This window comes from Laceyella sacchari, assembly GCF_024927925.1.
Taxonomy (GTDB): Bacteria; Bacillota; Bacilli; order Thermoactinomycetales; family Thermoactinomycetaceae; genus Laceyella; species Laceyella sacchari.
In genome coordinates this window covers 2,940,680-2,953,099 of record NZ_CP103866.1, presented here as the reverse complement: position 1 = coordinate 2,953,099, position 12,420 = coordinate 2,940,680, and the positions used below count along the sequence as shown (strand labels likewise).

Genomic DNA, 12,420 nt, shown 5'->3' with positions numbered 1-12,420 from the left:
AAATGGAAAATGATGTTCTGATAATAGAAGACTTTGAGGAAAAAGTGGACGTTATGAGGTTTTATTATCAAGTAATAGGCGATGGTAAATTTTTACAAGCGTTGAATGAATTTAGGTTAGGACAGGGGTTTGGTATAGGTCCAGTTTGCTGTACCTTTGCTATGGATTATGAACCTTGGGAGGAAGGGTATTTTGGAGATAGTGGAGTGAATTTTAGTATACATCCTCCATTGGTTGAGATAGAGGAAAATGCAATTGTAGACTATGAAACATTTTATCAATATTTAAAAGAAGCAAGTGATAATTATTTAACCCGAAATCATCATGATAAAGATAAAGTTAAAGCTTACTTACAAGAAATTAAACATAAATTTGACATATCACAATGAAAGAACAGAGGTATAGCTTCAATCAAATAAAAAAATTAATTCAAACATTACTAGTGCAACAAAGCAACTAGTAAATGCCCAGCTAATAACAAAATTATCAAAGATGGAATGTGGGAAGAATTTTAAGCAAAGAATAGACTTCAAAGTCTAGAAGATACTGCCGGGAGATTTCCAGGTATGAAACTAAATTTCTCGGATGGGGTGACTAAGTCATGGTTATTTTAGATAGACCCATTGCTCATTGGTGGTTGGAGGATAGGACGAAGATAGAAACTTTTGTTGAACCTGGACGGATGAGATCACTTATAGACATGTGTGAGAAATGTATTTCAATATTGAAACGGTATGAATTATTATCTCCTTCAAAGATCCTTTTGTCGAATCGTTGGTTGTTTAATGAGAAAGTAGGAGAACAAGTAAAGTGGCAACTGATTCAAAAGGGAGACATTTTAATAGACTATCCTAGTTACAATGAGAATGAGTTAGCAACGTATTTTTTGGATTGGTTGAAGAAGGAACAAGGAGCCACCGGTTACGTATATCCTTGTTTTATTCAGATTATTGGTGAAGGAAAGCTTATAAATCAGGACGGTGTGAAGCAGGGATTCAAGAATGTGGTAAGTATAGAAGCGAGGTTTACTGAAGCATTAGTAGTTGATGTAATAACGTATAGCACGGCTTGGTTACCAAATACGTTGGCAGGGGAGCCTCAACAAGAAATCTATAAATGGAATGCACCGAGGCTGGAAAAAGCGCTTTATGAAATAGAAGCTGCTCTTGGAGTTGAACCGATTATAGATGATGCAAATGAATTTTGCCTCATTAACGGCTATCGATTGGATAATGCTAGAGATATTGACGGAGAGGTAATTCCAATAGATGAAAAGGGTCGTATCATAGGCTGAAATCTGGGGCGTGTCTGGCGAATAAAACTGGCGGATTTTCTTCAATGAGGGCCCGCTTGGTCAGTGGGGACGCTATTTTGCGGTCGCTGGTTTATTCATCAGGCACGCTCTATTAATGGAAGGAGCAATAAGTGGTGGGGGCATTTTATTGAAAAAAACTATTAAATACGTAGGATCTTGGGAGCAATGAAGGCAACAGAAGGCACGTTCTCTAGCAGTATGAGTGACTGGTTAAGAGGGAATGAGAGGGATTGAAAATGAGTTCTCTCTGGTTTGCCCACTTGCTAAATCTGTAGTCGAAATTGAGAAAGGAAGCAGCATGGCAGATGAAAAGTGATCATGAAGCAAATAAAGACTTATTTCAATACTGGTTAATGGAAATGGAGGATAGATTAGATGAATTAATTGAAAAGCTGCCGAAGGAGCTACAACTTAATTACAGTCCTGACTCATTATTGCGACTCGAAAGCTGGATATTGGAAAACTATGCTACTGTAGGAGATATATTAAAAGATAGTGAGAAGACGATGTTGGACTCATTGGCACGATATGTTGGGGAGGTATATCGTAGAAAGTTGAAGGGAAAGTGGAAGCTTTATTTAGATGAACCGGATAATGTGTTTTATGAGCTACTAGTCATCGTGGTTGAAACCGAATCAGTTCCACCAATTTGTCCATTAACAGAAGTCACAGCTAGTGTCGACCGTAGAAGAGGTAACTATATTTATAATCTTTTTCAAAAGAAGATGAAACAAATGAATAAAAAGCTCAATGAAGAAAAAACAAGGTTACAAGGTCGGTAAATTTGTTCGAGTGTTGTTTAATGAAATGAGGCGAGATGAATCCGAAAGAGGACCGGGTTTTTAGTAATTAGGCGTGGTCACGCTTGACCGATTTTTAAGGGTGAAGGATTGGGTGTTTTTATAGGCTAAGTGAAATTACATAGAAAGGGAAGATTAATCGTTGGCTCTTTCTCTTGCATGCTAAATAAACGGTACGCTGTGGAGAAATTGCTGTTTGCACTGGTATATGTGAAGTGGATGATTAGATAAGCGAGGATCCGTTTAATTATTTCATAAATGCAATAAAATATTTTTGAGAGATGAAATATTACGATGATCAGCTAAGCAATGTGTTTTAGAACACATTGAAAAAATGTTCTGAATTTTATAAAATTTGGAATAAGGAGGAGGGTTTACTTGGTTTGTTTTCCTCTTTTGACCATTAACATAAGTGTGATAGGAGGAATCAATCATGAAAATCTTCGGAAAATGGTTAGCGGTTTGCATGGCTGTGGTGACGGTGTTTTCCCTTGGGTTCAGTACCGTGAGCGCTGCAGAGGCAACTAATGAGGCCAATACGAAGGCTTGTGTCAATGTCACATTGTATGAGCATATTAATTATGGTGGTCGCACTTGGAGTGCGTGCGTTGACAGTGAGGGTTACAGAGGGGTTGGCTGGTTTAATGATATGGCTTCTTCTCTCAAGGTTTCCGGTGGATGTGTAAGAGTGTTTGAGCATGCTTATTGGGGCGGACGTTCGCTCAGATTCTGCCAAGGCAGTCCCGACTTGGGCAGCTGGGGCTTCAATGATATGATCTCTTCTTTGCGTGCTGACTAAAAAAAGTGGTTTTCTGGTGCGTGTCTGATGAAAATAGGAGTGCGGCTCCCAAAACGGTTTCCCATTCGCTTCATATGTGACGAGATGCTTGTCGGGGAAAAGGGTTGTTCGCCGCATCTACCCACTAGCTTGATTCGCCAGACATGCCCTAAGCTGAATGTGGTTCCTCCTCCTTATTTGACAAAAGGTTCTTGCTCTTTTGTGTATAAGAGTAAGAACCTTTTGTCATGGGCTCACTTATAAGTTCTCTGGTCTCATTTCATTGTCTTTAAGTGAAAGTTGAAATGGATGAAGCTGATGTTAAACTGAATGGGAAATAACCGCATTGCTTGAAAACTGTTAATTTGCTCGAAGAACATAATATCGGGGGAAAAAATTCATAAAAAGGAAAAGTGTTTAATTCTCCACTTTTGGGTATTATGGTTTGGCAGGATAAATGACTGTTTTAAAATAACGGGACAACCGGATCAGTTCGGGTGCTAAGGTGTGAAAAGGCCAGCGGCTCCTAAACCATTTTCTCATTCGCTTCACTTGCGCATCGGCGATCCTTGAGAAAAGGCTTTTCCGCCGCTTCTTTTCCACCAACTTGAGTTGCCGGACACACCCTAAAATAGGTTTTTTTGATTTTTTATGTAACATTTGCGTTTTTTAGTATGAATTTATTTATTATATGTATTTAATGAGGAGGGAACGGGACTTTTGTAGTGATTCCAGTTAGAAATAGGCCTGGTTGGAGTCTACTTCACCAAAAGCGATAAAAAGGTTTGCCCATATTCAGCGAACCCGGAAGAAGATTGTCGGTTGTGATCTATGTGCGGAATCTTTACTCCGAAATAAATGAAAACAATAAACGATGCCAGTCAGTCATCATTAAGGAGCGCTACTTGAAATGAAGTTTATGGAATTGATTGAACAATTGTTCGCAGACTATGGTTACTGGGTTCTGTTGATCGGGTTGCCTCTGGATGCGATTGCTTTGCCGATTCCTCCGGGCAATACGACATTGACTTACACCGGTTTTTTGTCTTTCAAAGGGGTGCTGTCGTGGTTGCCGGCCATCGGAGCCGCCTATGCCGGGGCAGTTTTGGGGATGACCGCCACTTATGCACTTGGTTATAAGCTGGGGGCGCCATTGGTTGAGCGCTATGGGAAATGGCTGTTTATAAAGCCGGAAAGCTTGGAGAAAACGCGGCAATCTTATCGTAAATACGGGAATAAGTTGTTACTTATCAGTTACTTTGTGCCTGGGATTCGCCAGTTTATCGGTTATTTTGTAGGGATTATCCGCATTCCGTACCGTACGTTTGCTTTGTATGCGTATCCGGGAGCTCTGATGTGGGTGATGGCGTTTTTTGCTATTGGATACGTTTTTGGTGAACAGTGGGAGGAAGTTTTTTTGTTGGTTGAAAAATATTTGAAATACTTGTTCATCGTTTTGGGGATTGCCGTGGCGGTATTTGCGCTGGTCAAATGGGGAAACCGTTTCAATCCTTCCAAACAGGTGGACAACCGGACGGAGTAAATGGCAGTACAAGCAAATGAAGGGGGCATGGCAATGAAAAAGGTTGCCGGGAATTGGAGGGGATGCCGGAACCATCCGTTCCGGCTTAGAAGTTACTTTAGCCCACCAGTCTGGCGATAAAGATGATTACCGCGATGACGGGAAGAATGAAGGCCCAATATTCCATGCGGATGTAGAAAAACGAATGTTGGGGACCTAATTTGAATTCTTGTCCTGACTCCTTGTCCACAAACACCCGTTCAGCCGTTTTGCTGTTCAATCGTTTTCCCAAAAACCAAATTATGATGGCGGATAGGAAAAAGCCCACGATGAGGGCGAGGTTTGCCGGCAAGGATTGTTCAGGAAAATTCAGCCATTCGACGGTAAGGAATTGTAATGGAGCTACACACAATGCCACAATAGGAAGGATTAAAATACCCCATCCTTTCCAAACGATCATGCACTTGTTCCTCCTTCATCAAAGGTATAAAAGATATCATAGCATAAATTGCTAATGTTTGGACTAAGCAAATGCAAAACAGCGGGTAGAAGGAAACCCGCTGTTTTGCTTGGATCACGTGTTTGGAGGAGTTGTTTTTCGTTATCGTTCAAGTGGTTTGGTTAGGAAGGCGATACCAAACTCTAGCTTGTGAATGTCTGTTTCCGTACTTATTGTTTTACAGCGTTAGCGGCGTTGATGCGGCCGTGAGCCCAATAAGTGCCCGTACCGGAAATTTTGTCCGCGGTTCCTTCGATGGCTTGACGAATTTCACTGGCGCTTTTGCCTTGGGATGCGAGCAATGCGGCTTCACCGGCGACCAACGGGGTAGCCATGGAGGTGCCGGACATCGCTGCATAACCACCACCAGGTACGGTGGAGAGAATATTGACTCCTGGAGCTGCTACGTCAACCCAGTCACCGTAGTTGGAGAAAGAAGCTTTTTTGTCGTTTTGGTCTGTGGCGGCAACAGCGATCGCTTCATCATACCGGCCAGGGTAGCTGGGGGCGCTGGTTGATTCATTACCAGCCGCAGCCACAATCACGGCGCCTTTGCTGGCCGCGTACTTAACCGCATTTTCTAGGGTTTGGGAGCTTTGCGGTCCACCCAAGCTTAAGCTGATGACTTGCGCGCCGGCGTCAGCGGCATGGGTAATGCCATTGGCCACTGAATCCCATGTGCCGGAACCGTTGGCATCCAAGACGCGCTCTGCCAAGATGGTTACTTCAGGAGCCATACCGGCAATCCCTTCACCATTGTTGGTTTTGGCAGCGGCGATCCCGGCGCAATGGGTGCCGTGGCTGTTTTCGTCCATGGGATCGTTGTCATTGTCAATGAAGTCTTTCCCTTTTTCCACTTTGCCGGCCAGATCCGGATGATTGTAATCCACGCCGGTGTCAACAATGGCCACTTTTACTTGGTTAGAACCCTTTGTTACATCCCAAGCAGCTTCCGCCCCCACTTTTTGCGGAGCGTATTGTTGAGAGTATTTGGGATCGTTTGGGATGAAGGTGGCATGCACTTCGCCGTTGGGTTCAACATATTCGACGTTGGGGTTCTTTTTATAGGCATTGATGGCTTCTTGGACACTTTGCCCTTTGTTCAGTTTGATCACTTGGTACCCCAATTTGGCATGTTTGGAGGCTACTTGACCTTTGGCAGTCGCATGAATGGAAGCGGCTTTGGTTGAAGACGTGCCAGGTTTGAACTTAACGATGATTTCTTGCGGCTTTTGGTCTTGGGCGACTGCATGAGCTTGGGGAATGGCGGGCGATATGACCATCATGGTGCTCAGGGCCAAAGCGGTGACCACAGCAAATGGATGCTTAAACATCGGCTCATCCTTTCGTTATCGGATTAATATTCTACAAAATGAAAATAATCAAATTTTGTTACAAAAGTGTGTCGGTAATTATGTGGTTTTGTGGAAGTTATTTCATATAATTTAATGTACAAGGAATTTATTTTATTATTTAAAATGTTATATGTTGCTTTGTATTGCTTTATTTTTTCAATTATTTCCATTTTGGAGTGAGGTTTTTTACAAGATATGCGGGCGAGTTGGGTTAGAATTCAAAAATAAATCTGCTGGATATATAAGAAAAGGGAACCGATGGGTTCCCTTGTTGTTGATGCTGCTCAGGTGTCTGATATGGTGCTGATCCGATAGTGTGTTCAGCGCTTTTCCACCTGTTGGATGAATTCACGCATCAAATCGGGCAAGTTGTTCCAAGCATGGCCGGAGATGAGATTGCCGTCCACGTGTACATGGTTTTCTACATAGGTAGCGCCTAAAGCTTCGATATCGGGCTTGCAGGCGGTATAAGCGGTCATGGATCGACCTTGGATCAGGTCTTTAACTGGAGCGAGGGAGATTCCCCCATGGCAAACAACCATGATCGGTTTGTTGTTTTCAAAAAACGGACGCAAAATCCGACCGTAATCGGGATGGAGGCGGATGTATTCGGGAGCTCGCCCGCCTGGAATGATGAGTCCGTCATACTGGTTGGGGTCAACCTCTGCGAAGGAGAGGGTGGCCGCCAAACCATACCCCTTTTTCTCGGTGTAGGTTTCCCAAGCTTCAAAATCGTGTACCACAGTGTGAATGGTTTTCTTGGTTGGTGCGGCAATATCTGTTTCATAGCCTTGTTCCAGACACCGGTAGTACGGATAGTAAACTTCCAACGCTTCGACAGCGTCACCGGCGACAATCAGTATTTTTTTGGACATGGCTGGTCCCCCTTTTGCATTTGGTTGTGGGAGATGAATTTCCCCTCATTTTTTTCACTTTCGGCGCAAGGATGAAACGTCTTTTTTAGCTGTTTGGCTCCATGGTCGAAAAGTGGTTCCGTCTGTCCGCGTTTTGTGTGCTTCTTGTGGATGGAAAAGATATAAACAGTGTAATCGGCCCTGGATTTGCACATGAAACAGGGGCGAGTCATGTTGTTCATTTGATTGACATGGGGGACCAGATACTGTTTTACCGCTTGTAACAGATGCTTTTTACAAGAGTAAATCAATCGATTCACATCCTCTGCCCTCTAGAGTGCGTGTCTGATAAATGGGCCGCGATCCGTCAATTTGAAAAGGTTAGACACGCTCTAGACGTTATCTCTCGATGTAGGTTGAACGCGCGAGCCGGAAAGGGGAATGCAAGTGGGCTCCATGTCTTGTCTTTTTCAGGGCTTGAAGGAACGCTGTTTGGAGGAAAAGATGCTGTCCATCTGACACATGGTGAATAATCAGCCTTGTCTGCCGGTGGGCGGATGCGGACTGGAGAAGGAGCACCGGCTCTGAAGGCCGCCAAAAGACGGCCTTATTGAGGTTTGCTATGCTTATTAACCTTCCTTTGCCATGGTTGTGATCAACAGAGAACAAGCGTGTTGCCTCTCGTCTTAATCATTGGATACCGCCTTTCTTTGTTGTGTGTGAACAAGGCTGTCCGATTCCACTCGTCTTTTGCCCAACCACGTGCAGATGAGGGGAAACACCAATGTGCCAGCCAATGCGTAGTAAGCCAATTTCAAGTCGATTTCCCCAATGTAACTCACCGCCCAACAACTGACGATCGCCAACAAAAGGCTGAGCATGGAAATAGCTGTCATAGTACGTCCGACATAATCAGGATGGACATAAGTGAACACGAGCGATTTGGACAAGACTTTCGTATTTCCCACAAACAGGCCCAGTAGCAAGTAATAGAAAAAAGCCCACAATGTATTTGGTGATGCGGCAAACAGGTAGGTGGACAATGCGGTGAACAGAATCGACCCCAGCAACAAACCAGGTAAGCGTTTGCTGTTGGCCAAGATGATACAGATGGCGGCGGAAATCAAGCTGCCAATTCCCGCTGCTGAATCGATGACTCCCAGCGTGAGTTCATTGCCGTTGATAAGGTTGTAGTTGAATGGAGAGATCAGTACATTCATGGTCATCAAGTAAGGGAGGGAGATGGCGGAAGCCAAGCTGAAGTAAAACATTTTTTTGTGGTTGACTAGATAATCCCAGCCTTCCTTCATGTCGTTGAAATAGGCCGTCAAGGAAAGCGAAGCTGCTTGTGGGCGGTCGGCGTAGACTCCTTTCAACGGCATGAAGAGAGCGACGCCAAGCAGGTAAGTGGCCGCGGTGATGATCAGCGTCACATCGACGCCCCACATTTTCATAAACAGTCCTGCGAACAGTGCCGCTGACAGCAGCCCCACTTGCCAAGCCGATTCGGTGAGCGATACGCCGTAAACGTATTCATCTTCTTTCAGTATTTTTTTCAACATGCTTTCTGTGGTCGGAGCCAGAATATACCAAGCGATATAATTTAAGAAGACAGACAGATAAAACAGGGGCATGTTGAATGCGCCCAGATAGGTGAGCAATGGCAAGGCACCGATGCACAGGAAGCGGAGTAGGTTGCACCAAATGGCGATGTTGGCGTTGTTGATCCGGTCGATTAATACGCCAGCGAAGGGAGAGAGAAACAGGGATGGCGTTAATTGCAGGATGAGCATATAGCCGATTGCAATGACTGAGCCAGTTGTTTTGGTCATGATGACGAGTGTGGCCAAAGTAAACATCCCTTCGCCGAGTAGCCCGACGAGCGTGGCTAAAAAGAAGAAGTTGAAATGTCTGTTTTTAAACACTTTTAGACGAGACATGCATGAACCACCTTCTCATTTTCTAGTCGCATAAACGGGTAATCAATTTGTATTTCTCGATGGTCATGGCAATATCCCGCTCAATTTGCATGGGATCCAGGGACTTGTATCGGAAGCGGCCACCGATCTTCAGATAGCCGCCGTTCCCATCCAAGATCTGGCCGGGTTCAGGCAGGATCTGTTTGTACAAGGTACCGATGGTTTGAATCAGATCTGTTCGCTCTACCACTTCGCAAGGGGTTTCGGTCGGTTCCGGTACCATGAGGAAGCCTCCGTACCAAGACGAGTTTTTGATATGCAAGCCCTTAAACTGGTCCAGCTCGAGATCCACCCATTCTTTGACCAAGTCCAGCCCGTAGAGGTCTTTAATCAAAAAAGGAATTTCTCCTCCACCAATTCTGGCCCCGATCTCCAGAAAGACCGGCTCGGAATCGTGCCGCATAATGATCTCCAAATGGAAAATGCCACGCTCCAGACCCAAGGTTTGAAGTACTTGTTTGGTAAACTGCGTGATGGTGTCGTTTTGTTCGCCCGGAGGCAACATGACTGACCCAAGCGGCTGGCCATGGTTGAAATCCAGACAGGTGTGGATATAGCGGGAGGGTCGGACGAATAGCAACTGTTGTTGATGAATCACACCGTCCACATGATAGATGGGGCCGTTCACATACTCCTCACACTCGTAATCGGTGATGTCGATCGCTTGAAGAAGGCAGTGGAGGTCTGCTTCCGTGTCGACCTTATACACCCCTTGGCTCGCGGCGCCCGTCCGGGGTTTGAGAATCAGCGGGTAACCCACTTCCGCAGCGAAACGGATGGCATCTTCACTGTCGCGCAAGTCAAGGAAGCGGGGAACGGACAACCCTTTGGTGAGCAGCCGCTCCTTCATGCTCACCTTGTCGCGAAACAGTTTGACTTGCTCCCTGTCCACACCGGGGATACGAAAGCGTGAACGCAATTCGGCCGCTTGGATCAAATCAAACTCCGACAGGGCTAAGAGCCGGTCAATTTGTCCATGTTCATCGCTAATCGCCTGCATGGGACCCATCAATTGGTTTATATCTTCGAGATCGTCCACCATATACGTTTTTGTATGTTGTTTAATATGGCGGATGCCCTCAGCACCGGCTTTATTCACAATGTAGAAGATGCGGTGTTGCTGATGGTCTATCAAGCGATCATATGCGGCGAAGTCGTCATCCCAACGGTTGATCACCACGATGTTTTCCGCTTTCATCGGCTCCTCCTATTTTTTGGTGAGCTGCTTAAACTTGATTTGGCGGTCGCCTTGCAACAAAGTTTCTTTCAGGCGATCATAGTCGTCACCAACCACGGCAAAATATCCGATTCTGCCCATGAAACTGTTCGCTTCTGGAATCTCCTGACCTGTGGGGATGGTGAGGTTGCAGTCAATGAGACCGTCAAGGGCGCGAAGTTGCTCCAATCCTTCTACCGTGTCATAGCGTTTGAGATTTTCGCGAACGAAGAAGCGGACTCCCGCTACCCGCTGGGAAGTTTGCTCCGGCAATGACAAAGGGCTGCCCAAGTAACTGTCTATCATCAACTTGTACAGGTCGATTCCTTTGGCATGATAAATCAAATCGCAGATGTAATCTCCAGCCAAGCGCACCCCGATTTCGATCAAGACGGGCCCTGTTGATGTCAGGCGGATTTCAGCATGGAATGGGCCCATGTTGATGCCGAGTGCTTTGATGACTTGGCCTACGTAATGATGGATGGTTTCTTCAGCTTCTGCGTCCAAGGGGGCGCTGACAATATGGCCCACTTCCACAAAGTAAGGCTCCGGGCCCAGCAGTTTTTCGGTGATGCTGAAATAGTGAATCATTTCCCCATCTACCAAGCCTTCCACACTGTATTCCGGCCCTTGCAAATATTCTTCAAGCAGCACATCCCCCCGCGCTGTCTGTTCCAAATCGTTAACCGCCATTTCCGAGATGCGCCGGTAAGCTTCTTCCAATTCCGAGTGGTTGTTCGCTTTTCGCACGTTGAAGCTTCCCGAGCAGTCAACCGGTTTGGCGACCAGGGGGAAACCGACATACGCCGCCGCTGCTTCGAGCTCCTCTGCGTCAGTCACCAAGCGGTAGCGAGGGACACGCACTCCAGCATCGGCAAGGGCTGTTCGCATCAAATCCTTGTATCGCACGTGATTGACCACTTCAGGCTTTAATCCCGCGTTGCCCAACAAATGGTTAATCCGGTTACTCAGGGGGACATAATACTCAAATCCGGGTATAACCGCATCGATACCCAGTTCTTTATCCAGTTTCCAAGCTAGATCTATCACTGCCTGGTCGTCGTTTGTGTCAACGCGCTCAATCCGGTCGGCCAGCCGCAGAAACTCGGCGGGAATGATCCGTTCCCCTTGGTCATAGGTCAGAACAATCACGGTGTGGTTCAACTCTTTCGCTTTGGGAATCAGCTTCCATCCCGAAGAAACAGGCTCTAATATTACCACGTTCATTGCCTTTCTCATCCTTTCAATATGTGGGGATTATATAGAAGGGAGAAAATGAAGAACATTTTCTCCCTTGGGTTTGCTTTAAGCGTTTTGACCAATCGTTGTGTCATATAACTCTTGGAAGTACATGCTGATGAGGTGGATGAATTTACGCAGATAATCTTTTGCTTTCTCGCCGTCTTCTGGGGTTTTCATCACCCGCTCGACGGTTTGATACATGAGCCCGACGTGATCTTCATGCTCATCCACGCCCAGGTGGGCCATGGAGCCCTTCACATATTCTGTGCCGTATTCGTCAGCGGCTTTTTTGGCGATGTTCATGTTATATTGGTCGGAATACCATTCGACGAACCAGTTCCACACCATGGTGGGCATGGGGCCGTCTTTGTCGATGGAATAGTACATGTAGCCGATCAGCAATTGGGTAGAAAAGAGCGGGGGAGTGTTTTTTACTTCTTCCCTGGTCACGCCGAATTTCTCCAGGTCGGATAGGAACAGGTTGTCATGGCCGAATTCTTCCGCGAGGTAAGTGGAGAGGAGTTGCGCTAGTTTGTTGTCGCTGTAGCCGATTTTGTACAAGCAATAGGAGTCGACTTCATTGTTCAGTCCGATCCGAATGATCGTTTCCATCAGATGACGTTTGTAATATTCCCGATCAATAGCTTGTCCGGCGTGAAACTCTTTGGTCATCGGAACAGTCTCAAACAACTTCTCCATTTCTTCCTTAGCAATGCTTTCCATTTCTTCTCTTGTCGGAATACCCGTTGTTACGGCCATGGTTTGGCATCCACCCTTCTTTTCGTGATATTTGAATTCACAAGTACAATATATCACCCGACAATAAAATATTCAATAAATTTAGTCGAATCAGTTATATA

General features: G+C 45.6%; 12 protein-coding genes. 5 read left to right on the top strand and 7 right to left on the bottom strand.

Annotation, left to right across the window (positions count from 1 at the left end; translation table 11 throughout):
- Positions 1–2: 2 nt before the first annotated feature.
- The 5 genes from cdiI (at position 3) to NYR52_RS14440 (ending at position 4,436) form a co-directional block, all read left to right on the top strand.
- On the top strand, positions 3–389 hold the full coding sequence (gene cdiI, locus NYR52_RS14460) for a ribonuclease toxin immunity protein CdiI (RefSeq protein ID WP_102993398.1): 387 nt from the start codon (positions 3–5) through the stop codon (positions 387–389).
- A 212-nt stretch (positions 390–601) separates the two neighbouring features.
- On the top strand, positions 602–1,294 hold the full coding sequence (locus tag NYR52_RS14455; RefSeq protein WP_259435902.1) for a hypothetical protein: 693 nt from the start codon (positions 602–604) through the stop codon (positions 1,292–1,294).
- A 326-nt stretch (positions 1,295–1,620) separates the two neighbouring features.
- Entirely contained in the window at positions 1,621–2,097 is a 477-nt protein-coding gene (locus NYR52_RS14450; protein WP_259435901.1) for a hypothetical protein, read from the top strand.
- Positions 2,098–2,548: 451 nt separating this feature from the next.
- Positions 2,549–2,914 carry a beta/gamma crystallin-related protein gene (locus NYR52_RS14445; protein ID WP_259435900.1) on the top strand — a complete coding sequence of 122 codons (366 nt, stop codon included), beginning with the start codon at positions 2,549–2,551 and terminating at the stop codon, positions 2,912–2,914.
- Between the two features lie 889 nt (positions 2,915–3,803).
- A complete protein-coding gene (locus NYR52_RS14440; RefSeq protein ID WP_132221293.1) occupies positions 3,804–4,436 on the top strand; it encodes a DedA family protein in 633 nt (210 codons plus the stop codon).
- Positions 4,437–4,533: 97 nt separating this feature from the next.
- Here NYR52_RS14440 and NYR52_RS14435 read toward each other — a convergent pair whose 3' ends face one another.
- From NYR52_RS14435 to NYR52_RS14405, 7 genes are all read right to left on the bottom strand, one after another.
- Positions 4,534–4,875 (bottom strand): hypothetical protein, encoded by a 342-nt coding sequence (locus NYR52_RS14435; protein ID WP_132221291.1) that lies wholly within the window; start codon positions 4,873–4,875, stop codon positions 4,534–4,536.
- A gap of 209 nt (positions 4,876–5,084) precedes the next feature.
- Positions 5,085–6,248, bottom strand: a complete 1,164-nt coding sequence (locus NYR52_RS14430) for a S8 family peptidase (protein WP_022737151.1) — start codon at positions 6,246–6,248, stop codon at positions 5,085–5,087.
- A 341-nt stretch (positions 6,249–6,589) separates the two neighbouring features.
- On the bottom strand, positions 6,590–7,144 hold the full coding sequence (locus tag NYR52_RS14425; RefSeq protein WP_022737150.1) for a DJ-1/PfpI family protein: 555 nt from the start codon (positions 7,142–7,144) through the stop codon (positions 6,590–6,592).
- Positions 7,145–7,809: 665 nt separating this feature from the next.
- Positions 7,810–9,063, bottom strand: a complete 1,254-nt coding sequence (locus tag NYR52_RS14420) for an MFS transporter (RefSeq protein WP_132221287.1) — start codon at positions 9,061–9,063, stop codon at positions 7,810–7,812.
- A gap of 22 nt (positions 9,064–9,085) precedes the next feature.
- Positions 9,086–10,300 (bottom strand): ATP-grasp domain-containing protein, encoded by a 1,215-nt coding sequence (locus tag NYR52_RS14415; protein ID WP_132221285.1) that lies wholly within the window; start codon positions 10,298–10,300, stop codon positions 9,086–9,088.
- 9 nt (positions 10,301–10,309) lie between these two features.
- A complete protein-coding gene (locus tag NYR52_RS14410; protein WP_259435899.1) occupies positions 10,310–11,545 on the bottom strand; it encodes an ATP-grasp domain-containing protein in 1,236 nt (411 codons plus the stop codon).
- 78 nt (positions 11,546–11,623) lie between these two features.
- A complete protein-coding gene (locus NYR52_RS14405) occupies positions 11,624–12,319 on the bottom strand; it encodes an iron-containing redox enzyme family protein (RefSeq protein ID WP_022737145.1) in 696 nt (231 codons plus the stop codon).
- Between the last annotated feature and the right edge of the window lie 101 nt (positions 12,320–12,420).

What these genes read in the sequence shown, in the direction of transcription:
- cdiI (WP_102993398.1), top strand. Translation starts at nt 3, where the DNA reads ATGGAAAATGATGTTCTGATAATAGAAGACTTTGAGGAAAAAGTGGAC.
- NYR52_RS14455 (WP_259435902.1), top strand. Translation starts at nt 602, where the DNA reads ATGGTTATTTTAGATAGACCCATTGCTCATTGGTGGTTGGAGGATAGG.
- NYR52_RS14450 (WP_259435901.1), top strand. Translation starts at nt 1,621, where the DNA reads ATGAAAAGTGATCATGAAGCAAATAAAGACTTATTTCAATACTGGTTA.
- NYR52_RS14405 (WP_022737145.1), bottom strand. Translation starts at nt 12,319, where the DNA reads ATGGCCGTAACAACGGGTATTCCGACAAGAGAAGAAATGGAAAGCATT.
- NYR52_RS14430 (WP_022737151.1), bottom strand. Translation starts at nt 6,248, where the DNA reads ATGTTTAAGCATCCATTTGCTGTGGTCACCGCTTTGGCCCTGAGCACC.
- NYR52_RS14420 (WP_132221287.1), bottom strand. Translation starts at nt 9,063, where the DNA reads ATGTCTCGTCTAAAAGTGTTTAAAAACAGACATTTCAACTTCTTCTTT.
- NYR52_RS14415 (WP_132221285.1), bottom strand. Translation starts at nt 10,300, where the DNA reads ATGAAAGCGGAAAACATCGTGGTGATCAACCGTTGGGATGACGACTTC.
- NYR52_RS14410 (WP_259435899.1), bottom strand. Translation starts at nt 11,545, where the DNA reads ATGAACGTGGTAATATTAGAGCCTGTTTCTTCGGGATGGAAGCTGATT.
- NYR52_RS14445 (WP_259435900.1), top strand. Translation starts at nt 2,549, where the DNA reads ATGAAAATCTTCGGAAAATGGTTAGCGGTTTGCATGGCTGTGGTGACG.
- NYR52_RS14425 (WP_022737150.1), bottom strand. Translation starts at nt 7,144, where the DNA reads ATGTCCAAAAAAATACTGATTGTCGCCGGTGACGCTGTCGAAGCGTTG.
- NYR52_RS14440 (WP_132221293.1), top strand. Translation starts at nt 3,804, where the DNA reads ATGAAGTTTATGGAATTGATTGAACAATTGTTCGCAGACTATGGTTAC.
- NYR52_RS14435 (WP_132221291.1), bottom strand. Translation starts at nt 4,875, where the DNA reads ATGATCGTTTGGAAAGGATGGGGTATTTTAATCCTTCCTATTGTGGCA.